Here is a 22,457-nt window from a genome sequence, read left to right on the forward strand (position 1 = left end):
ACCCAAATGTGCAATCGATTGCACTCAGGAGGGCCGGAAACCGGCTCACACGCCTAAACCAAGGAGGACAGCATGGCCGGAACCACCCTAAAGGACGTGGCCGCTGCTGCCGGAGTATCCATTTCCACCGCGTCCCGTTCGCTCTCGGGCAACCCAGCCATCTCGGAGTCCACGCGCCAGCGCGTCAAGGATACGGCCATCAAGCTCAACTATAGGCCCAATGCTCAAGCCCGGGCATTGCGCAGCTCCCGCTCCAATGCCATCGGCCTGGTTATCCCCAGCCTGGACAATGCCTACTTCGCCGCGATGGCCGCAGCCATCGAAGAAGCCGCCGATAAGCAGGGACTCGCCACGATGATCACCAGTTGCGGCGAGGATCCACAGCGGCTGGTCAAGGCGCTCGATGCCCTCATGGAACGCCAGGTGGACGGCATTATCGCCGTACCGCTCGAAGGCGCCGAAGAAGCACTCGAGCAGGCGCGCAACTACCGTCCGCTCGTGCTCATTGACCGCGCCCTGGGCCAAATTCCTGCAGTGCTCTCAGACCCCCACTCGGGCATGAAACAAGCCGTGGAACAGCTCAAAGAGAAGGGGCACACGCACATCGGCTACCTGTCCGGGCCGCAGGAAACCTCCACCGGCCGCCAGCGCCTCCAAGCATTCAGAACAGCCACCCGCGGTATGCCTACCCATATCCACCACGGCAGCTACCGCCACCGCGAGGGCTATAAGGGTGCTATCGCACTCTTGCAGGAAGGCGTCACCGCGCTCATTGCCGGAGATTCCATGATGACGGCCGGCGCGCTGGAGGCCTGTCATAATGCGGGCAAGCGCATCGGAGAAGAAATCGCGCTCGTCGGCTTCGATGACTTCATCTACCTGCGCTTCCAACCCTCCCCTATCTCAGTGGTAGACCAGGATGTGGCCAGAATGGGCGAGACCGCCACGGCCAAGCTCATCGCGGCCATCAATGATAAGCACCAACCGGAAGGCGAGGTGCTAGAAACCCGCTACATCCCGCGTATGTCCACCGCCCACCAACTCGATGGAGTCACGCCATGAGTGACTGCGTTTTGCGCCTGGACAATGTCACCAAGTCCTTCGGACCGGTGGAGGTTATTAAGGGGGTAGACCTCACCGTCCGCCGCGGCCAGGTGCAGGCCTTGTTGGGTGAAAACGGCGCGGGAAAATCCACCCTCATCAAGATGATTGCCGGCGTGCACGAACCAGATTCCGGCCACATCCTGGTAGATGGCGCAGAGGTGAAAATCCCAGATACCAAGGCATCTGAGGCGCTGGGCATCGCCACCATTCACCAAGAGCTCAACCTTGTGCCTACCATGTCCGTGGCCGAGAACATCATGCTCGGGCGCACCCCACGCCGCTTTGGGTTGATCAATCGCAAGCACCTCAAGGCACAAGCCCAAGCGGCACTGCACCTTATCGGCTTGGACGTGGACCTAGACATGCCGGTGGGTGAGCTGGGTGTGGCCAAGCAGCAGCTCGTGGAAATCGCCAAGGCGCTATCTATGAACGCGCGCATTCTCATCCTGGACGAGCCCACAGCCGCGCTCACCGGCAAGGAGGTCGATGCGCTCTTTGCCGTGCTCGAGGAGCTCAAGGCTAAGGGCGTGGCCATGGTCTTTATTAGCCACCACTTGGAGGAGCTGGCGCGCATTGCAGAGACCATCAGCGTGCTGCGCGATGGCTCTTTCATCGCCGAGGTCCCAGCCGATACGGACGAAGACGAGCTGGTGCGGCTCATGGTCGGCCGCGAGATTGACAATCAGTACCCGCGCGAGGTTCCGCCTGAGCGCGGTGAGGCCCTGCTGGAAGTCTCCGAGCTGACTTCCGCAGGCGCCTTTCACGACGTCACCTTCACCGTCCACGCCGGCGAAGTCGTCGGCCTCGCCGGGCTCGTAGGCGCCGGCCGCACCGAAATCATCCGCGCCATCGCGGGCGCTGACCCATACGATTCCGGCACCATCCGCGTCGACGGCACGCAGCTGCGCAGCGGCGATATCCGTGCCGCCATCCGCGCCGGCGTGGGTCATATCCCCGAAGACCGCAAGTCCCAAGCGCTAGTTCTAGATGCCTCCGTGGGCGATAACCTCGGCTTCGCCACCCTCTACCCCACCGCTAAGGCAGGGCTGGCAGACCGCAGCGGCCAACGCCGCCGCGCCGGTGACGTAGCAGAGAAGCTGCGCATCCGCATGGCCGATCTCTCCCAGCCCATTCGGAACCTATCCGGCGGCAACCAACAAAAGGCGGTTTTCGGCCGCTGGGTACTGGCCGGCTCCAAGGTCCTCCTCCTCGATGAGCCCACCCGCGGCGTCGACGTCGGCGCCAAGGTAGAGATTTACAACATCATCAATGAGGTCACCGCGGCCGGCGGCGCCGTTCTCATGGCCTCTTCTGATCTGCCCGAGGTGCTCGGTATGTCCGACCGCATCCTCGTCATGTCCGGCGGCCAACTCGCCGGCCAGCTCCCCAAGGACTCCACTCAAGACGAGGTCATGGCCTTTGCCGTATCCAACGTGACCTCCGCTACCTCTGCCTCTGCTGCCGCACCTGCCGGCACCAACCCCAAGGATGAAGCATGACCAAGAATCGAGTAGTTAACTGGGCCATGAATAATGGCGCGCTCGTCGGCCTCATTGCCCTGTGCATCGCGCTGTTTATCGCTACGCCATACTTCCTTACCGTGCCGAACCTGCTCAATATCGGCATCCAGGCCGCTACGGTGGCCATCTTGGCCTTCGGCATGACCTTTGTCATCGTCACCGCCGGCATCGACCTCTCAGTGGGCTCGGTCGCCGCGCTCGGCGCCATGGTCTCTGCCTATATGTTCTCCACTGCGGGACTGTCTGGCTGGCTCACCCTGCTTCTCGGCCTGATCGTAGGTGCGCTGGCCGGCGCCATCTGCGGCATGGCCACTGCGTGGGGCAAGATCCCCTCTTTCATCGCGACGCTGGCCATGATGTCTATCGCCCGCGGGCTCACCCTGGTCATCTCGCAAGGCTCACCGATTGAAACCGCGCCAGCCGTTAACGCCTTTGGCGGCGATATCGCAGGCTTCCCCGTGCCCATCATCATGATGGTGATCGCTGGACTCATCTGCTGGTTCATCCTTGAGCGCACGGTACTCGGCCGTTCCATGTATGCCATCGGCGGCAACCTGGAGGCCGCCCGGCTCTCGGGCTTGCCGGTCAAGCGCATCCAGATCGCCGTCTTTGCACTCTCCGGTTTCTTCGCCGCCTGGGCCGGCATGGTTATGGCCGGTCGCCTCGAATCCGCACAGCCGCAGGCCGGCACCGGCTACGAGCTCGATGCTATTGCGGCCGTCGTCATCGGCGGCGCCTCGCTCTCCGGCGGGCAGGGCAAGGCTACTGGCACTCTGGTCGGCGCGATCTTGCTAGCGGTCATCCGCAATGGCTTGAACCTGCTCAACGTCTCCTCCTTCTGGCAACAGATCGTCATCGGCCTGGTCATCGCACTGGCCGTCGGCTTCGACGTCATCCGCAATAAGACGGCCAACTAAGGAGCACCCGCCATGAAAAAGCTCATCGCCACCCTCCTCGTACCAGCCCTCGCGCTGGGCCTTGCCTCGTGCAATCGCTCGGAAGAAGACCGCAACCGCATCACTCTAGCGCTGTCCACGCAGACCAACCCCTTCTTCGTCGAACTGCGCCACGGCGCGCAGGATAAGGCCAAGGAACTCGGCGTTCCGCTCGATATCCAAGACGCCTCCGATGACCCCGCCCAGCAGGTCAATCAGCTGGGCAATGCTACCTCGATGGGCGCCAAGGTCGTCGTGGTCAACCCCACCGATTCCGATGCCGTGGCTCCGGCCGTGCGCGGCATCAAAAATGACGGCGTGCCCGTCATCGGCGTGGACCGCGACGTCAACGGCGTAGAGCTGGATTCCATGGTGGCCTCCGATAACGTCGCCGGCGGCGCGCAGGCGGCGGATAAGCTCGCCGAGGCCATCGGGGAAAAGGGCGATATCCTCATCCTCCAAGGCACCGCTGGTACCTCCGCCTCGCGCGAGCGCGGTAAGGGCTTTGAAGAGCAGATTGCGAAGTATGGGGACATTCGGGTCGTCGGCAAGCAATCAGCGAATTTCGACCGCACGGAAGGCCTCAACGTCGCCACCAACCTGCTGCAGGCCAACCCGGATATCAAGGCCATCTTTGCAGAGAACGATGAAATGGCGCTCGGCGCGGTCGAAGCTTTGGGGGCGCGGGCCGGCTCTGAGGTCAAGGTGGTGGCTTTTGATGGCACCTTCGATGGCCTCAAGGCGGTCAAAGATGGCAAGCTAGAAGCTACCATCGCCCAACAGCCCGCAGAGCTCGGTGCCCGCGCCATCGAACAAGCCGCAGCGCTCCTGCACGGTGGCGCAGCGGCGAAGAACGTCCCCGTCGAGGTCATCACCGTCACCCGCGACAATGTGGAGGATTTCCAATGAGCAAGCTAACCGTCGTCGGTTCCATCAATGCCGATCTCATCGTGCACGCCGAGCGCCACCCGCAACCCGGCGAGACCCTACTGGGCTCTGGCGGCGACATCTTGGCCGGGGGCAAAGGCGCTAACCAGGCTGTCGCGGCCGCACAGCTGGGCGCCACTGTGGCCTTCGTGGGCGCGGTCGGCTCCGATCCTTATGCCGAGCCTGCCATGCACTATATGCGCACCTCCGGCATCGATCTCGGCGCTGTGGAGCAGGCCGATACCAATACCGGCCTCGCCGTCATTACTGTCTCGGCCGATGGCGAGAACACCATCGTCATCTCCCCCGGTGCCAACGCGCTTGTCGACGCCCCCTTTGTCTCCTCCCGCGCCTCCACCATCGCCGATGCCGATGTAGTCCTCCTCCAGGGCGAAATCCCCGCCTCCGGTTTCCAGGCCGCGGTCGAGGCGGCCCAAGGCCGAGTGGTGGTTAACCTCGCGCCCGTGGTCAAGGTCGACCGTGACTCGCTTCTGCAGGCCGATCCCCTACTAGCCAATGAACACGAGGCCGGGCTCATCTTGGACCAGCTCGGGCTGCCATCTGAAGGCGCCCCGCGCGAGCTCGCCCACCGCCTAGTAGAGGCCGGCTTCCGGTCCGTCGTGCTGACCCTCGGCGCCCACGGCGCCTACGTAGCCACCCCAGATAGCGGCACAGACATCCCCACCCCGCGCGTGACCGCCGTGGATACCACCGGCGCCGGCGATGCCTTCGCAGGTGCCTTCTGCGCCCAGCTCCTCACCGGTGCCTCGCTTGTCGATGCCGCCACTTTCGCCGCCCGCGTCGGCGCCTTCGCCGCCACCGGCAGCGGCGCGCAACCGTCCTACCCCACCACCGAATCCGCCCTGCCGGAGGTCACCGATGCGTAAGTCCGGCCTCCTCAATCCCGCGCTCACCAGCGCCGTCGCACGCCTCGGGCACACCGATACCTTTGTCATCGCTGATTGCGGCCTTCCCATCCCCCACGATGTTCCCGTCATCGACCTCACGCTTACCTTCGGCATCCCCACCTTTGCCGATACCCTGGCCGCCCTCCTTGAGGAGGTCGTGGTCGAAGCCGGGACCATCGCCGATACCACCCCGCCCGAGGTGCGCTCCCTGCTTCCCGCGGTACCGCTTACCGAGGTCTCCCACGCTGACCTCAAGCGCGAGGTCGCCCGTGCCTCCTTCGTCGTGCGCACCGGTTCCACGACGCCGTTTGCCAATATCATCTTGCGCTCCGGCGTGCCCTTCTAGCGCTTATAGACGTTTCCGCGTGCCCCTACTGTAAACACTTCCACCAGCACTTCTTGCTCCTCTACGGAGTACAGCACGCGGTAATTTCCCACCCTTATTCTTCGGCCACTCCTGCCCGACAAAGCGATAGATCCTGGTGGATATGGGTCTTGGGCCAGTCCACCGATCGCACGCTTAATCCGTTGATATTGCTTTCGGTTTCCCTGATGGATTTTTGTAACTCCCGCTTGGCCTGCCGCGTAAACGTGATGTTGTATCCCATGACCTCTTAAAAAATTGTACTCTTTGCTAACTTAGTACTAGTAGTACTTTGATGTTTTAGGAGCTTTACATTGTCTTTGCCACTTTCCGAACTCCGCACCCGCCTAGGCCAGGTCATTGACCAAGCCCACTACGCAGGCACCCGCACCGTTGTCACCCGCAACGGTAAGGAAGCCGCAGTTATCATTTCACCTCAGGAACTAGCTTTCCTTGACCGCCTCGAAGCCGCTGCAGATGCTGAAGCTCTCCGCCAAGCCCGCGCCGCCGATACCGGCGAACGCTTCTCTTTTGAGCAGGTCACGAAAGAAATCGAAGGGCGCTAGCCGTAAATTGGCTCGGCTTCATACCCGGCTAAAAGCCAATGCCAACGCCACACGGATTCGTGAGCATGAGAGCCGAAATTCGTTCGCCCCTCATGAGCCTCAGTAATCTGCTGAACCACATCCACCAAGTGATGCTTAACGCAGCTTCCTGAATAGCGAAGAACGGTATACCCTCTTAGCGCCGCATCATTTCCCTTCCAGCGGTCTTTAACGAAGGTCCCCAAATCCTCCGCCTTATGGAAGTCATAGCCATCGATTTCAACGGCGACCTTCCCTACAACGATGTCCCATAGATAGGGACCTATCTGGTGGTTCACCTGAACCTTCTTCCCACGACGCTGAAACGCGCGGACTACTTTCCTTTCTGCTTCACTATCTGCACCTACCGCAGATTTGTTCACTACTTCCCGAACCCGAGCAGGTACCCGCGCGATACATCCCAGGTCTTTTTCTAAGGCTTGCTTACCGCGCCTGTTTTGATATCGCGTTTCAAGCATTGTTACTGCTTGATCGTCATCCACCGCAGCCGCTGCTAGCAGGGGATTTTGCACAGGGATACCTTCAAACGTAAATCTCGTTTTCTGCCGAGTTCTCTCGACTTCAAACCACTGCGAACCACTCACGACATGCCTGTAGGCAAATTTCAGAGGAAAGGTCATCGCCTTCTTGGAGTACAGCTGCACCGCAGAGCTTCCTGCGAGCATGATTCCAGGCCACCGCTTGTGTAGGATGCGAGCTACCTCCATGGGAGTCGGTTCCCGCCACGTATAGATCCCGCGGCCGATTCGGATTATCTTTCCATTCGCTACATGAGTTTGCAGTTCTCCCCTGCTTAGGCCTGAAACCAGTACTTCTTCCATGCTTCCCCCCTTGAGCATTATCCCCCCCTGCCCGAAAGCTTAAAGCACGCTTCCTCACGCCGCAGGCTACAGCGATGCAAAGCAAGCACGTTTTACCCTTTTCCTCCTCGAATTTTGCCTAATCGTGCTTGTTTTGCATGTTGGCAGGGGGCAACGAGAACTTCGCTAGAGCTTAGGAGACAGAACAAGCACGTTTTGCCGAAAAACTACATGGCTATGGCTAAAACGTGCTTGTTTTGTTCGGCTTTAGACCGGAAAGCTACTCTCCCAGCAGCTTGTCGCGCAGGTTCTTGTCCTTCTGCTCAACTTCCTCGGCCATGCGCTTTTGATAGTCCACCATCTTGTCTTGGATGGCGGGATCGCCAGCGCCGAGGATACGGGCGGCGAGCAGGCCGGCGTTCTTCGCACCGCCGATGGAGACGGTGGCTACCGGCACGCCACTAGGCATCTGCACGATGGAAAGAAGGGAATCGAGGCCATCGAGATCCTTCAGTGCGCGGGGGATGCCGATGACCGGCAGCGGCGTGGCCGCGGCGACCATTCCTGGAAGATGCGCAGCACCGCCGGCGCAGGCGATAATCGCCTTCAGCCCGCGGGTATGGGCTTCTTTCGCATAAGCCAGCATCTTTTCCGGGGTGCGGTGGGCGCTGACCACGCCGACCTCGAAGGGGATGCCGAAGTCCGCGAGGACCTGGGCGGCGGGTTCAACGGTGGGCCAATCGGAATCGGAGCCCATGATCATGCCTACGTGCGGTTGCATAGTGTCCTTTCTTAAAGCAGGAAATTAAGCCCATGTGGCGTGCACGAGGAAGTGCGCGGCCTGGCGGGCAATGGAAAGGGTTTCATCGGTGGAGCCACCGGTGACGTTGACGTGGCCAATCTTGCGGCCAGGGCGGTGGTCCTTGCCGTAGAGGTGAATCTTGGCCTGCGGGTAGCGCTGCATGACCTCGCGGACGCGATCGGGCATGGACATTTCAGGGTCCTCGTCGGCACCTAGGACATTGACCATCACGGTCACAGGCGCCAGCGTGTCGACTGCACCCAACGGAAGGTCGAGCACCGCGCGTAGGTGCTGCTCAAACTGGGAGGTGACGCAGCCATCCTGGGTCCAGTGGCCGGTGTTATGCGGGCGCATGGCCAGTTCGTTGACGGAGATATCCTCGCCCTCGGGGTCGTCGAAGGCAAAGAGTTCGACGGCCAGCACGCCGGTCACGCCGAGGGACTCGGCGATGGTGAGACCCAACTCGGAAGCGCGCTGGGCGAGTTCCGGTGCGAGGCCGGGCGCGGGAGCGATAGCCTCGGCACAAATGCCGTTTTCCTGGCGGGACTGGGTAATCGGCCACACCTTAGCCTCGCCGGAAGGGCGACGGGCAACGAGGATGGAAAGCTCGCGGGTAAGTTCTACCTTTTCCTCTGCCATCAGCGGGGTTCCGGCGTCGAGTAGCTCGGAGACCAGCTCAAAGCAATTATCGGCGGTGGGGAACCATACGCCTTTGCCGTCATATCCACCGCGGCGGGCCTTGAGGCATACGCGGCCATCGACGGCGTCGAAGAAGGCGCGGGCATCGGCCACCGAGTCAATGGCGGCAAAGCGCGGCACGGGAGCGCCAAGCGCGGCAAGCTTTTCGCGCATCTTGAGCTTATCCTGCGCGTAGATAAGAGCGGTGGGCTGGGGCTGGACGTTAAATCCGGCGTCGATAAGCGCGGCGGAGTGCTCGTTGGGCACATGCTCATGCTCGAAGGTGATGGCATCCGCGCCCTCCGCCACGCCGCGCAGCTCCTCCAAGGAGGTGTAATCCCCCAGCACCACATCTGGGGTGACCTGCGTGGCGGAGGAATCCGGCTTGCTAGCCAGAATCCGCAGGTGAATATCGAGTTCCGCGGCGGCCGGCTGCATCATGCGGGCCAGCTGGCCGTCGCCACAAACAGTTACAATAGGCTTTAAGTCACTCACGTCCCCCAATACTAGCCTGGATACTATGTTCACTCGTCATACCATCTTCCAAAACTCACTCATGACCGCCTTGCTAGACGGCATTTATGACGGCGAAATGACCATTTCGGAACTGCTAGGTAAGGGCAATTTCGGCCTAGGCACCTTTGATGGCTTGGACGGGGAGATGATCATCTTGGACGGCACCTGCTACCAGCTGCGTGGCGATGGCTCCGCGCAGATTGCGGACTTGGATCAGCGCACTCCCTACGCGGTGGCCACGAACTTTGTCCCGCGCATTACTGCCGACGCCCCCGCGGGCCTGCGCCGCGATCAACTTTCCGAGTTTATCGATAAGCTCGAGCCCTCCGCTAACTACATGTACGCGGTGCGCATCGCGGGCGCGTTCAAGGAGGTGACCACCCGCACGGTGGTCAAGCAAGAAAAGCCTTACCCGCCGATGTCTGAAGCCGTTGGCGGCGACAAGGAGCTGCATTTTAAGGACGTCGAGGGCATCATCGGCGGCTTCCGCACCCCCGTGTATGAAAAGGGAATCTCGGTACCAGGCTGCCACGTGCACTTTATCGACGCCGCCCGTACCTCCGGCGGCCACGTGCTGGACTACGTAGTGGATAAGGCAACGGTTGAGCTCTGCCCCGCCTCCGACCTAGAACTGCGCCTGCCGCTGACGCAGGAATTCAGCCGCGCCAACCTCTCCCCCGAGGATCTGGATAGCCAGCTGCACACCACCGAGGTTAAAACCAAGGGCGATCATTGATAATCTCTGCCACGCGCTTGGGCTTGGCTACATTGGGAAAATACATCGCCCGGTCCCAGCCGTGAATCGCTAGGGACACCCCGCCCCGGCGCTTGCGGGCGCCGCGGATATCCTGCAGCGGAATCGAATCGATATTGCGGCCCTCGCGCGCGATGACGCGCCTATTAGTCACGATGAAGCGCTTGCGGCGAGCCTTATAAAGGGGAATGAGAAAGCGCCAGATCCCCAGCAGCGCCCATACCGCGACGAGGCCATTGCGCAGCATCGGATCTACCGCTTGGACATCGCACCAGCCGATGGCAATCCACAGCAGGCCGGTGATGAGGATGAGCTCGAGGAAGGGGAAAATCAGCGCGCGAAACGGCGCGGAGACATCCGCGCGCTTGACCTCACCTTGGCCCATCTTCATTAGTCCCATAGCTATGGATGCTACCTCGCGTGTCTACTGTGGTGGTTTACTGCTGTGGGCGCAGGTGCGTGACATCGCCTGCGGAGTAGTATTCGCCGGCGACCATGATGCGGCCGTCCTCGCCGATTTCATCGACGTGCCCGGTGACATCGCCGGACGGGGTCTCTAGGCGCACCTCCTGGCCAAGCGAGGAGCAGACCGCACGGTAGTCGCGCAGGAGCTGCGGATCTTGGTTCTCCCACTGCGCGATGCGGCGGCGCAGGTTCTTCAGCACGGTAATGGTCAGCTCGGTGCGGTCGGTATCGCGGCCTTCGAGCGCGAGCGAGGTGGCCTTTTCAATCGGTAGGTCCTCACGAGTCAGGGTGACATTGATGCCCATGCCCACGACGACGCGCGCGGATGGCGCGGCACTACCTACGGCCTTATTGACCTCTGCCTTGTTGACTTCGGCTTTGCCTACCTCCAGCTTGGTGAGCTCGGTCTTTGGCGCGGCCTTGAAGGCTTGGCCCACGGGACCGGCCTCGGCGAGGATGCCGCACAGTTTATTGCCGTCGATGTGCACGTCGTTTGGCCATTTGAGCACGGTGCCCTCAATCGAATCGGTCACCGCAAGGCCCGCGGCCAGCGGCAAGGTGCCCAAGTGCTCGAGGGATTCAGGCAGCAAGAGCACGGAAAAGATTACCTGGGAGCCGGCCGGCGCGGTCCAAGAGCGACCAAGACGACCCTTGCCGGAAAGTTGCTCGTCGGCAAGCAGCACGGTGCCATCCGCAACGTTGGTGGCCTGCATCAAATCGGTATTGGTGGAGCCGGTCTTTTCCACGAAATCGATGGTGGTGAAATCGTCCGCCAGCGCGGTGCGAATGCGTTCCAAATCAAGAGCAGTCATAAGCTTCAAGGATACCGGCCACCAATGGTGCTAGTGTGTTGCGCATGGCAAAGGTCACTTTTGAAAAGGTCAACATCACCTACCCCGGTGCGAGCGCGCCCACGGTAAAGGACTTGAACCTCGATATCGCGGACGGCGAATTTCTGGTACTCGTTGGCCCTTCGGGCTGCGGCAAGTCCACAACGCTGCGCGCGCTGGCGGGATTAGAGCCGACGTCGAGCGGCCGCATCACCATCGATGACAAGGATGTGACCAACCTGGAACCGGGCGATCGCGATATCGCCATGGTTTTCCAGAACTACGCCCTCTATCCGCACCTGACGGTGGAGGAAAACATGGGCTTTGCATTGAAGCTCGCGAAGCTCCCCAAGTCCGAGATTAAAGCCAAGGTGCACGAGGCGGCGGAAACGCTCGGCCTGACCGAGTACCTCAGGCGCAAGCCGAAAGATCTTTCGGGCGGCCAGCGCCAGCGCGTGGCCATGGGTCGGGCCATTGTGCGCGAGCCGAAGGCCTTCCTTATGGACGAGCCGCTGTCCAACCTGGATGCCAAGTTGCGCGTGCAGACCCGCGCGGAGTTGGCCAGCCTGCAGCAGCGCCTGGGTACGACGACGGTGTATGTCACCCACGACCAGGTGGAGGCTATGACCATGGGTGACCGCGTGGCGGTGCTCAAGGACGGCGAGCTGCAGCAGGTAGCTCCACCGCGCGAGCTTTACGACGCCCCCGCAAATGAATTCGTCGCCGGCTTCATCGGCTCGCCAGCCATGAATATCTTTGACTACAACGGTTCCCGCCTAGGCGTGCGCCCAGAAAAGATGTTTATCAATAAGGGGCCGGTGGGCTTCCAAGGCGTGGTGGATATTGTGGAAGAGCTGGGCGCCGAGTCTTATGTTTACGTCACTGTGGGCGAGAATCGCCTAGTCGCCAGGTCCGAAGGCACCCCACCGCAGCGCGGCGAGGAGGTCGTGCTGACCTTCGACCCACGCGAGGCGCACCGCTTCGATCCAGAAACGGGCCGCCGCATCGCGCAGGACTAGTTCTAGCGGAGGCTAAGCCGCGGAGAAAGCTGGGCTCGGGGACGCAGGTACGCGTCCCCGCCACCCACAACCCCTTTTCTACCCCCGTTTAGAGTTAAATAGGCCAAATTCATCCACCTTTTGGTTTCCGTATTTTAGGTTTAAAGAACCGAAAGTTTTCCGAAAGGTGAATTCCATGAAGAAATTCCTGCTTCGCACCACCGTTGCGACAACCGCAGTTTTGGCACTGGCCGGCTGCTCTTCTTCCTCCTCCGATTCCGCTGCGGGCGGTTCCTCCGAGGGCGGCGCGGATGCGCGCGGCCCCATCACCTTTGCCATGGGCAAAAATGACACGGACAAGGTGACCCCCATCATCGAAAAGTGGAACGAGCAACACCCAGACGAGAAGGTCACCCTCAAGGAGCTGGCCGGTGAGGCCGACGCCCAGCGCGAAACCCTGGTGCAGTCCCTGCAGGCGGGCAGCGATGACTACGATGTCATGGCGCTGGACGTGGTGTGGACCGCGGAGTTCGCCGCCAATCAGTGGCTCCAGCCGCTCAATGGTGACTTTGAAACCAATACGGATGAGCTCTTGCCGGCAACCGTGGAGTCTGCCACCTATAACGACGTGCTCTACGCGCTGCCGCAAAACACTAACGGTCAGCTACTTTTCCGCAATACCGAGCTCGCAGATAAGGCACCAGAGAAGTTTGCGGATCTTAAGTCCGCGTGCGAGGCACTGGACAAGGGCAAAGACTGCCTGACCACCCAGTTCAAGCAGTACGAGGGCCTAGCGCTCAACACCGCTGACTTTATGGAAGGCTGGGGCGGCTCCGTCCTGGATAAGGACGGCAACGTGACCGTGGATTCCCAGGAGGCCAAGGACGGCCTGCAGGCCATGGTGGATGCCTACAAGGAGGAGACCATTTCCAAGGACTCTACCGCCGCTACCGAGGAAGAAACCAATATGGCCTTTACTGAAGGCAAGACCGCCTTCGCCATGAACTGGCCATACATGTACTCCAATGCGGTTGACGCCGGCATCGACGTCGAGGTTCAGGCCCCGCTGGGCAAAGACGGCGTAGGCGTGTCCACGCTGGGTGGCTATAACAACGGCATCAATATCAACTCCAAGAATAAAGGCACTGCGCTCGACTTCATGAAGTTCATCATCAACGAGGACAACCAGAAGTCCTTCGCGGAGCAGTCCTTCCCGCCGGTCTTGGCTTCCATCTACGATGACCCGCAGCTGCAGCAGGAATTCCCGTACCTGCCAGCACTCAAGGAATCTCTGGAGAACGCGGCACCGCGCCCGGTTTCCCCGTTCTACTCGGCGATTTCTAAGGCCATCCAAGACAATGCCTACGCCGCATTGACGGATGGCAAGTCGGTGGATGATGCCACCGCCGATATGAAGGCGGCCATCGAATCGGCTTCCCAGGGCTAGACGCCCAATCCGGGTGAGGTAGGCGGGCACACCGTCGCCTCACCCTTTGTGGTTTTCACTCCCCTAATGGGGATAGAATCGAGCCAATACTTAGCATTTCTTGAACAGAAAGGCGGTCCAGCGTGGCTATAGCTTCGCCGACTGCGTCCAAGGGGGCGCCAAAGGGGGCGTCGGCAAGCGCGCCGAAGCCCCAGCGCAAGAATTATGGGCGCGTGGCCGGGCTGATTTCTCCGGCGCTCATCGTGCTCGCCGTCATCATCGGCTACCCCATCATCCGCGCCATTGTCCTGTCCTTCCAAGGCAATAGACAGCTCAACCCGCAAACGGGGCTTTTTGAGGAGGGCGGCTTTGCCGGGCTGGAAAATTACCTGTACTGGATTAACAACCGGTGCGTTTCCGGCACTGGTCAGATTTCTACCTGCCCGCCGGGCGTTATCGCCACGGACTTTTGGCCGGCGGTTAAGATCACGCTCTTTTTCACCATCGTTACCGTGCTACTGGAGACCATCCTGGGCATGCTGATGGCGCTCATTATGAATGGTGAGTACCGCGGCCGCGGCCTGGTGCGCGCTGCGGTACTTATTCCCTGGGCCATTCCTACGGCCGTCACGGCCAAGCTATGGCAGTTCATGTTCGCCCCGGAGGGCATCATCAACTCGCTGCTTGGTGCGAACATTGCTTGGACCACGGACCCCTTCTATGCTCGTCTGGCTGTCATCATCGCGGACGTATGGAAGACCGCACCATTCATGGCGCTGCTCATCCTGGCTGGCCTGCAGATGATTCCGAAAGACGTCTACGATGCCGCCCGCGTGGACGGCGCCAACCGTATCCAGACTTTCTTCCGCATCACCCTCCCGCTGGTGCGCCCAGCGCTCATGGTGGCCGTGCTCTTCCGTACCCTGGATGCGCTGCGCATGTATGACCTCCCGGTCATCATGATTTCTAGCTCCTCCAACTCCCCCACCGCGACCATTTCTCAGCTGGTGGTAGAGGATATGCGCCAAGGTAATTTCAACTCCGCCTCCGCGCTTTCCACCCTTATATTCCTCCTCATCTTCGTCGTCGCCTTTATCCTCATCCGCTTCCTTGGCGCGGATGTCTCCGGCAGGAAGGCAGCTAAATAATGCGTAAATTCGGACACTACGCCGGCATCATTTTCATCATGTTCTGGGGACTGGCGCCCTTTTACTGGATGTTGGTAACCGCGCTGCGGGATCAGCGATTCACCTTCGATACCACCCCGTGGCCCACCCACGTCACGCTGGATAATTTCCGCGATGCCTTGGCTACCGATAAGGGAAATGACTTCCTTGCCGCACTCGGTAACTCACTGCTCATCTCACTGATTACCACCGCTGTGGCCGTGCTCATCGGCGTCTTTACCGCCTATGCGCTCTCCCGTTATGACTTCCCTGGTAAGGGAATCGTCACCGGCATTATCCTGGCCGCCTCCATGTTCCCGGCCATTGCCTTGGTCACCCCACTCTTCCAGCTCTTTGGCAACCTGGAGTGGATTGGTACCTACCGCGCGATGATCATCCCCAATATTTCCTTCGCGCTTCCGCTCACGGTTTATACACTGCTGAGCTTTTTCCGCCAGCTGCCCTGGGAACTGGAAGAAGCAGCCCGGGTGGATGGTGCCTCGCGCTCCCAGGCTTTCCGCTTGGTGCTATTGCCGTTGGCGGCGCCGGCGCTATTTACCACCGCGATCATCGCTTTTATCACCACGTGGAATGAGTTCATGCTGGCCAAGCAGCTTTCCACCACCGATACCGAGCCGGTGACCGTGGCCATTGCGCGCTTCTCCGGCCCCTCGGCCTTTGAGTACCCCTATGCCGCGACCATGGCCGCCGGCGCATTGGTGACCATCCCACTGGTCATGATGGTGCTCATCTTCCAGCACCGCATCGTCGCCGGCCTGACTGCTGGTGGTGTCAAGGCCTAATGCGCAGGGCCATACTGTGGGATACCGCGCTGGGCTTCCTTGGTTTCTTTAGCGTCCTCGCGGTTATCCAGGCCATCATCAACCTCTTTCAAGACTCCCCCGCCATCTGGCCCGGTCTCCTAGCCGGCACCCTGTGCCTCCTTACCTATCTGACCTGGCGGGTTAAAAGAAAGGACCTTTCATGAGCTGGTACCACAATGCTGTCTTCTACCAGGCCCTCGTCGGCTCGTTTAAGGCCGATGGCGATAAAGAGGTAGGGACGCTGCGCGGGGTCATCGATAAGCTGGATTACCTCCAGTGGCTCGGCGTGGACTGCCTGTGGCTCTCGCCGTTTTATGCCAGCCCCTTGCGCGATGATGGCTACGATATCGCGGACTACTACTCCATCCATCCGGATTACGGCACGATGGAAGACTTTGAAGAGCTCATTGCGCAGCTGCACCGCCGCGGCATGCGCATTATGACGGACTTGGCGCTCAACCACACCAGCTCCGATCACCCATGGTTCCAGGCCTCTCGCACGGATCCCACTGGCCCTTATGGCGATTTCTATGTCTGGGGCGATGACCCGAAGCGCTACCCCGAAATCCGCGTCATTTTCACTGACGTGGAGACTTCCAACTGGACTTGGGACGAAAAACGCGGCCAGTACTACTTCCACCGCTTTTACTCCCACCAGCCAGATTTGAACTACGATAACCCAGCCGTGCAGGAGGAAGTATTCAAAATTTTGTCCTTCTGGATGGACAAGGGCTTGGACGGCTTGCGCCTCGATGCCATTGCTTATCTCTTTGAACGCGATGATTTGGGCGGCGAGTCCCTGCCGGAAACAATTGAGTTTGTCGAAAAGATTCGTTCCTTCATGGACGCCCACTATCCGGATGCCGTGCTCATCGCGGAGGCCAACCAACCGCCGGCCGAAACCATGCAATTCTATGGCCAAGGCGAGCGCTTCCACATGGTCTTCAACTTCCCGGTTATGCCGCGGTTGTACCAAGCATTGGCGCTTGGCGACGCCACCCCGGTCTACTCCATCCTCGACGAACTGCCCCAGCTTCCGGAAGGCTGCCAATGGGGCACCTTCCTGCGCAACCACGATGAGCTCACTCTGGAGATGGTGGACGATGACGTGCGCGAGCTGATGTATGAAGCTTTCCTCCCCGATGATGAAATGCGCGCCCATGTGGGCATTGCCCGCCGGCTGATGCCGCTGATGAACGGCGATCGCCGCAAGGTGGAGCTCATGTTCTCGCTGCTGATGACCCTGCCGGGCGCACCGTTTATCTACTACGGCGATGAGATTGGCATGCTCGATGACACCAGACTTCCGGACCGCTATGCGGTGCGTACCCCAATGCAGTGGGACGATTCCGAGCACTCTGGTTTCAGCACCAACGCGCCTTCCCGCCTTCCGGTTGTGGGAGGTACCTCCGTGGCCGCCCAGCTTGATGACGCCACCTCGTTGCTCAACACCGTCCGCGCCATGATTGCCGAGCGCCATGCCCATCCGGATCTCGGCACCGCTCCATGCGAACCAGTAGAGACAGGCGAGGAAGCCGTCCTTGGCTACCAACGCGGCGATCTGCTGTGCCTGCACAACTTCAGCGATCGCTCCATCGACCTCGGACCGGTGGAGCTTGGCCCTTATGGCTACGCCTGGCTGCCGGCCTAACCCTTAGCGCGCAGCCGCAGCCCCCTCTCCTACCGGCGCACTACGCAACCCACAGAGAAAAGCGCCCCGTCGGTCCTTATGGACCGAGAGGGCGCTTAATAGTTGTGGTGGCCTAGTTCCACTCAGGCGCGTCTTCGAGGCGCAGCTCGGAGTAGCGCGCTTCTGGCACAGAAGCCGAGTATGGCTTGCCCTGGGCTTCCCACTGCTGGTCAGAGTTGCAGCGCACGTCCTGACCGTCAGTGTCGAGCATGGTAAAGCCCCACACCAGCTTGCCCTGTGAGTTCGCAGGCAAGGTGTACGGGCCAACCACCTGGTTTAGCTTCCAGTGCTGCTCGCTGACGTAGTTGAAGCCATAGGTCTTGGTCAGCACCTTGGCCAGCTCGCCGGTGCCCTCAACGGATCCGGAGACCTCGATGGTCTGGGTGCGAGCCTGGGTGACGGTGTGCTTGACCGGCACCTCCTCGGCGTTGCGGTTGGCCACGCTGGTGGCGTCGGTCTGCTTGAACCAGCGGCGCTTTGCAGTGACGTAGGTGCCGTTTTCACCCGGCGTCGAGCAATGCGTGCCCGGCTTATAATCGTCGTTCCAGCGCTGGGGCAGCTCAAAGTCCCCACCGAAATCAGCGGCGTGGGCAACAGGAGCGGCCACCAGGCTCAGCGCCGCGAGGGCGCTAGCGATGGACGTCTTGCTCACGTTTAGCCCCAATCGTTGTTATCGCGGGTGGAGACCTCGATGTGGCGCTCCTTCGGCAGGGTAGCGGTGAAGGTGCCGCCGTTAGCCTGCCACTTGTGGTCGGAGCCGCACACGGTCTTCTGGCCCTCGAAGTCAGAGACAACCCAGCCGGCGCGCAGGACGGCGGTCTTGCCCGGAGCAATGTTGTACGGGCCAACCTGCTCGCCTACCTCGTAGGACTGGCTATCGGTGTAGCTGGAGGAGAAGGTGAAGTTGATGAGATCCATCAGCTTGAAGTCGATGCCAGCGGAAACGTTCCAGGTCTTGGTCTTGGTCTCGGTGATGGAACGGGTAACGGGCAGCGGCTCATCGTTGTAGTTGGACACGGTCCAGGAGCCGGCGGAGCCATCAAAATAGGTGCGCTTGATGTCAACGGTCTGGCCGGTGTCACCTGGGTTGGAGCAACGCTCACCAATGGTGGTCGGGTTAGCCGGGCCGAGGTCGCGCTGTGGCAGGGCGTTAGCGGCCGGAGCGAAGACGAGACCGGAAGCAACGGCGAGAGCCGCGGTGGTAGAAGCAATCTTGGACTTGAACATGGAACTTTCTCCTTGTGTAGGTGTGGTGGGGTTTAGTAGATGGTCTGGGTCGGAACCGGCAGGTCGCGGAATTCGTCCGGAGTGACGTCCTCGGTGCGGGTATTGCCGGCTTTGTCGGTGATCTTGGCCTCTGCCCAGAACCCACTCGGGGCGGAGGTCTGCTTGTAGTTAGAGGTGAGGTCGTAGTTTCCGCTCTTTCCGCAGTGAACCTCGCGGTAGTTGATGCGGGTCATGGTGGTGCCATACTCCACGCGCACGCGCTCGCCCGGCTTGAGATCTACGTGCTTGAGCTCGGTGCCGACCGGCATGTAGGCGCGCTTTACGGCACCGACGGACTCCAGCCAGCCCTTCGGAATATCGCCGCGGTTGCCTTGCCAGTTGGTGTACGGGGCGTGCTCGGCGCCAACGACAAAGTCAGTCACTGGGGCGAATTCGTAATCGCCCTTAGACCAGTTAAGGAAGTCGGTGGAGTAGCCAGCCTTGCGGTAGGTCGGCTTTACAGCGGTGATGTCCAGCGGGTACCAGGAGGTATCGCCAGCTTCACACTTATCGCCTTCCTTTGGCCAGGATGGATCGCGCTGCAGATCCGCGGCCGGCTGCATGATCTCATCCTTCTTCGGATCGGCGATCTTCTCTAGGCTCGGGCCGGATACGGAGGTGTAGTTACCCTCGATCGGCTTGGAGTTTGCTCCCGGAGAGCGGGAAGGAATTTCCATGGCCAGATCGGATACTGAGCCATCCGCCTTGATGATATAAGCAAAGGCGTAGCGCTCGGCCGGGCCCTTACCGCGGATGACGTTGGCACCTGGGATGTTTTCTAGGCGGTCATCATTGCAGCCTACAAACATAGAGATGAAGTCCTTTTCGATGACGCCGTACTCGACGCGGAAGGACTCACCCGGCTTCAGCTTCACTGGACCGAAGGTTTCTTTATCGCGCCAGCCGTTGGTCATCTTCAGACCGATATCGGATTTGGCGGTGGTGTCCCAACCGGAAGGCAGCTTGGCCTTGGAATTGGCTTCAATCTCGTGATTGGTACCAGTTTCTACCTCGGCGGTGTAGGGCACTTCTTGGTTGGTGGTGTTTTTGAACTGCAGGGTGCCGTCGCTCATGTAGCGGCGGCCGGTTTCGGCAAAGCGCCATTCACGCTCAGCATTATCGCCGGCAGCGCTGCAGCTCTTGTAGAGGTTGGAAATGGGATATGCCTGCGGCATCGGGGGAATATCTCCCGCGTGTGCCACTGGCGTGAAGAGAGCCGCTACGGCGAGCGGTGCGAGCAAGCGCAGTCTCTTTTTAATCACCAGAAGACCGTCCTTAATAGATCGTTAAAAATCAGGGGAAACATTCATGAAGACTCAGGTAATCATAAGGGATTACAGGACACGCATCAATAGTTGAATGAAAATCTTTCTAATGCTTTTACCTACCTTGAGGTGCGATAATGGGCGCTCACCTGCCCAGCACCGTTAAATGTTTACAGTAGGACTCACCCCCAGATTAGGGCCCCTTGGCCTGGTGCATTCAAGGAATTCCCAGGTTTTATGCACCACCCACACTGTGGTGGCATTTGCCACACAATCGTTTTCTTCACCGCGTCCCCGCAGCGTTCCATTCCGCATTGAGCGGGGTGCGCTAGTAGTGTGGGGGCCTATGACTGACCTGAAAACCACCGCCGGCAAGATCGAGGACCTGGACGCCAAGCTCGCCGAGTCCCGCGCGCCGCTGGGAGAAGGCGAGCCGGCCGCCCGCACCCGCGTGACGCAGCTGCTCGATGAGGGCTCCTTCGTAGAAACGGACGCGCTAGCCCGCCACCGCTCGACCGATTTCGGTCGCGAGCATGACCGCCCTTATACCGATGGCGTGGTCACCGGTTACGGCTCTATCGACGGCCGCCGCGTGTGCGTCTTTAGCCAGGACGGCGAAATCTTCGATGGCACGATGGGTGAGGTTTATGCCGAAAAGCTCACCAAGGTATATGACCTCGCCATCAAGACCGGCGTGCCCATCATCGGCATCTATGAATCCACCGGCCCGCGTGTGCAAGAGGGCATCGCCACCATGGCCGGATACGCCCGCCTCATGGCGCGTGTCTCCCAGGCTTCGGGTCTCATCCCGCAGATTTCCGTTGTCGCGGGCAATACCAGCGGTATCGCTGCTTTCGCACCCACGTTTGCCGATGTCCTCGTAGTCACCCAAGGCACCGCTCTCCACCAGGCCGCCAGCCACGTGGCCGGTGCGGAGCCAGAGACCTTTGGCGGCGCCGCAGCCCACGCAGAGTCCGGCACCGCTCACCTGGTGGCCAGCGACGACAAGCAGGCTCTGTCCCTCGTGCGCGACGTTTTGGCTTACTTCCCCGCCAATAACCGCGCCGAGGCGCCGCGAGTGGAAGCCGGTAGCGTCGCAGACTTTGATTTGAACGCCGTCATTCCGGATACTGCCGCGCAGGCCTATGACATGAGCGATGTCATCAAGGCTGTCGTCGATGAAGGCTCCTTCTTCGAGTTATCCGCCGAGGCCGCACAAAACATCCTTACCGGCTTTGCCTACATCGATGGCCGCGCCGTCGGCATCGTTGCCAATCAGCCGCTGGCGCTGGCCGGCGCCCTAGATTCCGCCGCCGCAGAAAAGGCCGCACGTTTCGTACGTACCTGCGATGCCTTCAATACCCCCATCGTGGAATTCGTGGACTCCCCAGGCTTTGTGCCTACCCCGGAAGAAGAAAAGGCCGGCCTCCTGCGCAGGGCGTCGAAGTTTGCCTATGCGCAGGCTGAAGCGAGCGTCGGCAAGCTCACTGTGATCACCCGCAAGGCCATTGGCCCGGCTTACGTATTTATGGGTGCCAAAGACCTCGGCGCGGATTTGGTCTACGCGTGGCCTACCGCGGAAATTGCCGTCACCCAGGCCTCCCAAGCTTCCCTGGCCATCTATGGCTCGGAGGACAGAGAAGAGGAGATGGACGAGCTCTTCTTACACCCATATGCCGCAGCGGAGCGCGGGCTGGCCGATAATGTTATCGAGCCAACGGCAACCCGCCACTACCTGGTAGAAGGCCTGCGCCTGCTAGAGCGCAAGGCCGTAGCCCAGGTACCGAAGAAGCACGGAACCGTTTAGGAGGGTACATGTCTGCACCTGAAATCAAGGTAGTCAAGGGCAATCCCACCGAGGACGAACTCGCGGCCCTGCGCACCGTATTGGCCCAGATGAGTGCAAAGCACTCGGGCGCTACCGGCGAGCGCAATGAATGGGGCAACCCTGCCGAGCGCTTCGAGCCCTTTGGCGCGCAGCGCGTCTACAACCCCTCCGCCTTCCATACCGTGCGGTACTTCTAATGCGGCTTATCCTTGCCTCCCAATCACCCTCGCGCGCGTCTATCCTGCGCGGCGCGGGTGTGGAGCCCGTTTTAGAGCCGGCCGATATAGACGAGCGCTCCCTCGAAGCCTCGCTCGTGGGCCACCCACCGGCCGATATCGTGGCGGCCTTAGCCACCGCCAAGGCCGAAAAGGTGGCCGAGCGCTACCCCACCGAGCCCGTCATCGGCGGCGATTCCATGCTGCTGCTCGACGGCGAGCTACAAGGCAAGCCCCATACCGAGGAAGCCACCATCGAGCGCTGGCACCAACAAGCCGGCCGCACAGCCGAGCTGCTTACCGGCCACTGCCTCATCTTTGGTGAAAAGCGCCATGTGGAAACATCCACCACCACGGTGCACTTTGCCCAGGCCAGCGAGGCCGATATCGCAGCATATGCCCACTCCGGCGAGCCTCTCCACTGCGCCGGTGCCTTCACCTTGGAAGCAATGGGCGGCTGGTTCATTGACCGCATCGAAGGCGATCCTTCCTCCGTTATCGGGTTATCGCTGCCGGTGGTGCGCCGCGCGCTCTATGCCTTTGAACTGAACGTCTCCGATTTCTGGTAGCA

At 60.6% G+C, this 22,457-nt stretch carries 26 protein-coding genes; 17 read left to right on the forward strand and 9 right to left on the reverse strand.

Annotation, left to right across the window (positions count from 1 at the left end):
• The first annotated feature begins 72 nt into the window (after nt 1-72).
• From RAE04_RS02520 to rbsD, 6 genes are read left to right on the forward strand one after another with little or no spacing between them, the layout of a single operon-like run.
• On the forward strand, nt 73-1,062 hold the full coding sequence (locus RAE04_RS02520) for a LacI family DNA-binding transcriptional regulator (RefSeq protein ID WP_317026328.1): 990 nt from the start codon (nt 73-75) through the stop codon (nt 1,060-1,062).
• On the forward strand, nt 1,059-2,603 hold the full coding sequence (locus tag RAE04_RS02525) for a sugar ABC transporter ATP-binding protein (RefSeq protein WP_317026329.1): 1,545 nt from the start codon (nt 1,059-1,061) through the stop codon (nt 2,601-2,603). Before RAE04_RS02520 ends, RAE04_RS02525 begins: the two co-directional genes overlap by 4 nt.
• On the forward strand, nt 2,600-3,541 hold the full coding sequence (locus RAE04_RS02530) for an ABC transporter permease (RefSeq protein WP_317026330.1): 942 nt from the start codon (nt 2,600-2,602) through the stop codon (nt 3,539-3,541). Before RAE04_RS02525 ends, RAE04_RS02530 begins: the two co-directional genes overlap by 4 nt.
• Nucleotides 3,542-3,553: 12 nt before the next feature.
• Nucleotides 3,554-4,468, forward strand: a complete 915-nt coding sequence (locus tag RAE04_RS02535) for a substrate-binding domain-containing protein (RefSeq protein WP_317026331.1) — start codon at nt 3,554-3,556, stop codon at nt 4,466-4,468.
• Entirely contained in the window at nt 4,465-5,373 is a 909-nt protein-coding gene (locus tag RAE04_RS02540) for a ribokinase (RefSeq protein ID WP_317026332.1), read from the forward strand. Before RAE04_RS02535 ends, RAE04_RS02540 begins: the two co-directional genes overlap by 4 nt.
• Nucleotides 5,366-5,740: a D-ribose pyranase gene (gene rbsD / locus RAE04_RS02545; RefSeq protein ID WP_317026333.1), complete on the forward strand. Its 375-nt coding sequence runs from the start codon at nt 5,366-5,368 to the stop codon at nt 5,738-5,740. Before RAE04_RS02540 ends, rbsD begins: the two co-directional genes overlap by 8 nt.
• Here the strand turns inward: rbsD and RAE04_RS02550 are convergent.
• Nucleotides 5,737-5,997 (reverse strand): type II toxin-antitoxin system RelE family toxin, encoded by a 261-nt coding sequence (locus RAE04_RS02550; RefSeq protein ID WP_317026463.1) that lies wholly within the window; start codon nt 5,995-5,997, stop codon nt 5,737-5,739. The two genes, rbsD and RAE04_RS02550, sit on opposite strands and share 4 nt — an antisense overlap.
• A gap of 75 nt (nt 5,998-6,072) precedes the next feature.
• Here RAE04_RS02550 and RAE04_RS02555 point away from each other — a divergent pair, with 75 nt between their 5' ends.
• Nucleotides 6,073-6,324 (forward strand): type II toxin-antitoxin system Phd/YefM family antitoxin, encoded by a 252-nt coding sequence (locus tag RAE04_RS02555; RefSeq protein WP_080970441.1) that lies wholly within the window; start codon nt 6,073-6,075, stop codon nt 6,322-6,324.
• Here the strand turns inward: RAE04_RS02555 and RAE04_RS02560 are convergent.
• The 3 genes from RAE04_RS02560 to RAE04_RS02570 all read right to left on the reverse strand — a co-directional run bounded on the left by RAE04_RS02560 (nt 6,321) and on the right by RAE04_RS02570 (nt 9,084).
• A complete protein-coding gene (locus RAE04_RS02560; protein ID WP_317026334.1) occupies nt 6,321-7,184 on the reverse strand; it encodes an endonuclease domain-containing protein in 864 nt (287 codons plus the stop codon). The genes RAE04_RS02555 and RAE04_RS02560 overlap by 4 nt on opposite strands.
• 259 nt (nt 7,185-7,443) lie before the next feature.
• The gene (gene purE / locus RAE04_RS02565; protein WP_317026335.1) at nt 7,444-7,944 is read right to left on the reverse strand and encodes a 5-(carboxyamino)imidazole ribonucleotide mutase; all 501 of its coding nucleotides are present in this window, start codon (nt 7,942-7,944) and stop codon (nt 7,444-7,446) included.
• Nucleotides 7,945-7,968: 24 nt separating this feature from the next.
• Entirely contained in the window at nt 7,969-9,084 is a 1,116-nt protein-coding gene (locus RAE04_RS02570; RefSeq protein WP_317026464.1) for a 5-(carboxyamino)imidazole ribonucleotide synthase, read from the reverse strand.
• A 79-nt stretch (nt 9,085-9,163) separates the two neighbouring features.
• Here RAE04_RS02570 and budA point away from each other — a divergent pair, with 79 nt between their 5' ends.
• Nucleotides 9,164-9,895 carry an acetolactate decarboxylase gene (gene budA / locus RAE04_RS02575; protein WP_317026336.1) on the forward strand — a complete coding sequence of 244 codons (732 nt, stop codon included), beginning with the start codon at nt 9,164-9,166 and terminating at the stop codon, nt 9,893-9,895.
• On the opposite strand, the gene RAE04_RS02580 is transcribed toward budA, so the two are convergent.
• On the reverse strand, nt 9,873-10,313 hold the full coding sequence (locus RAE04_RS02580; RefSeq protein WP_049378610.1) for a hypothetical protein: 441 nt from the start codon (nt 10,311-10,313) through the stop codon (nt 9,873-9,875). The two genes, budA and RAE04_RS02580, sit on opposite strands and share 23 nt — an antisense overlap.
• 37 nt (nt 10,314-10,350) lie before the next feature.
• Nucleotides 10,351-11,190, reverse strand: coding sequence for a biotin--[acetyl-CoA-carboxylase] ligase (locus RAE04_RS02585; RefSeq protein ID WP_317026337.1), 840 nt, complete (start codon nt 11,188-11,190; stop codon nt 10,351-10,353).
• A gap of 44 nt (nt 11,191-11,234) precedes the next feature.
• Between RAE04_RS02585 and RAE04_RS02590 the strand changes: the two genes are divergently transcribed.
• The 6 genes from RAE04_RS02590 to RAE04_RS02615 all read left to right on the forward strand — a co-directional run bounded on the left by RAE04_RS02590 (nt 11,235) and on the right by RAE04_RS02615 (nt 17,273).
• Nucleotides 11,235-12,227, forward strand: a complete 993-nt coding sequence (locus RAE04_RS02590) for an ABC transporter ATP-binding protein (protein ID WP_317026338.1) — start codon at nt 11,235-11,237, stop codon at nt 12,225-12,227.
• Between the two features lie 175 nt (nt 12,228-12,402).
• Entirely contained in the window at nt 12,403-13,653 is a 1,251-nt protein-coding gene (locus tag RAE04_RS02595) for an ABC transporter substrate-binding protein (protein ID WP_284788050.1), read from the forward strand.
• A 122-nt stretch (nt 13,654-13,775) separates the two neighbouring features.
• Entirely contained in the window at nt 13,776-14,780 is a 1,005-nt protein-coding gene (locus RAE04_RS02600; protein WP_408933204.1) for a carbohydrate ABC transporter permease, read from the forward strand.
• Complete coding sequence (locus tag RAE04_RS02605) at nt 14,780-15,601, forward strand: carbohydrate ABC transporter permease (RefSeq protein ID WP_284836549.1); 822 nt, start codon at nt 14,780-14,782, stop codon at nt 15,599-15,601. The genes RAE04_RS02600 and RAE04_RS02605 overlap by 1 nt, the downstream gene beginning before the upstream one ends.
• Nucleotides 15,601-15,786 (forward strand): hypothetical protein, encoded by a 186-nt coding sequence (locus RAE04_RS02610; RefSeq protein ID WP_317026339.1) that lies wholly within the window; start codon nt 15,601-15,603, stop codon nt 15,784-15,786. Before RAE04_RS02605 ends, RAE04_RS02610 begins: the two co-directional genes overlap by 1 nt.
• Nucleotides 15,783-17,273, forward strand: coding sequence for an alpha-amylase family protein (locus RAE04_RS02615; protein ID WP_317026340.1), 1,491 nt, complete (start codon nt 15,783-15,785; stop codon nt 17,271-17,273). The genes RAE04_RS02610 and RAE04_RS02615 overlap by 4 nt, the downstream gene beginning before the upstream one ends.
• Before the next feature lie 112 nt (nt 17,274-17,385).
• Here RAE04_RS02615 and RAE04_RS02620 read toward each other — a convergent pair whose 3' ends face one another.
• From RAE04_RS02620 to RAE04_RS02630, 3 genes are read right to left on the reverse strand one after another with little or no spacing between them, the layout of a single operon-like run.
• On the reverse strand, nt 17,386-17,964 hold the full coding sequence (locus tag RAE04_RS02620) for a hypothetical protein (protein ID WP_005326721.1): 579 nt from the start codon (nt 17,962-17,964) through the stop codon (nt 17,386-17,388).
• 2 nt (nt 17,965-17,966) lie between these two features.
• Nucleotides 17,967-18,539, reverse strand: coding sequence for a hypothetical protein (locus tag RAE04_RS02625; protein WP_259885401.1), 573 nt, complete (start codon nt 18,537-18,539; stop codon nt 17,967-17,969).
• A 32-nt stretch (nt 18,540-18,571) separates the two neighbouring features.
• On the reverse strand, nt 18,572-19,840 hold the full coding sequence (locus RAE04_RS02630) for a hypothetical protein (protein WP_317026341.1): 1,269 nt from the start codon (nt 19,838-19,840) through the stop codon (nt 18,572-18,574).
• A gap of 349 nt (nt 19,841-20,189) precedes the next feature.
• Here RAE04_RS02630 and RAE04_RS02635 point away from each other — a divergent pair, with 349 nt between their 5' ends.
• The 3 genes from RAE04_RS02635 to RAE04_RS02645 are packed head-to-tail and all read left to right on the forward strand — an operon-like array spanning nt 20,190 to nt 22,455.
• Nucleotides 20,190-21,650, forward strand: coding sequence for an acyl-CoA carboxylase subunit beta (locus tag RAE04_RS02635; protein WP_317026342.1), 1,461 nt, complete (start codon nt 20,190-20,192; stop codon nt 21,648-21,650).
• Nucleotides 21,651-21,658: 8 nt separating this feature from the next.
• The gene (locus RAE04_RS02640; RefSeq protein WP_284836554.1) at nt 21,659-21,868 is read left to right on the forward strand and encodes an acyl-CoA carboxylase subunit epsilon; all 210 of its coding nucleotides are present in this window, start codon (nt 21,659-21,661) and stop codon (nt 21,866-21,868) included.
• Nucleotides 21,868-22,455 carry a Maf family protein gene (locus tag RAE04_RS02645; RefSeq protein WP_284836555.1) on the forward strand — a complete coding sequence of 196 codons (588 nt, stop codon included), beginning with the start codon at nt 21,868-21,870 and terminating at the stop codon, nt 22,453-22,455. The genes RAE04_RS02640 and RAE04_RS02645 overlap by 1 nt, the downstream gene beginning before the upstream one ends.
• Nucleotides 22,456-22,457: the final 2 nt, after the last annotated feature.

The sequence above is a fragment of the Corynebacterium sp. CTNIH16 genome, from assembly GCF_032821655.1.
GTDB lineage: Bacteria > Actinomycetota > Actinomycetes > Mycobacteriales > Mycobacteriaceae > Corynebacterium > Corynebacterium marquesiae.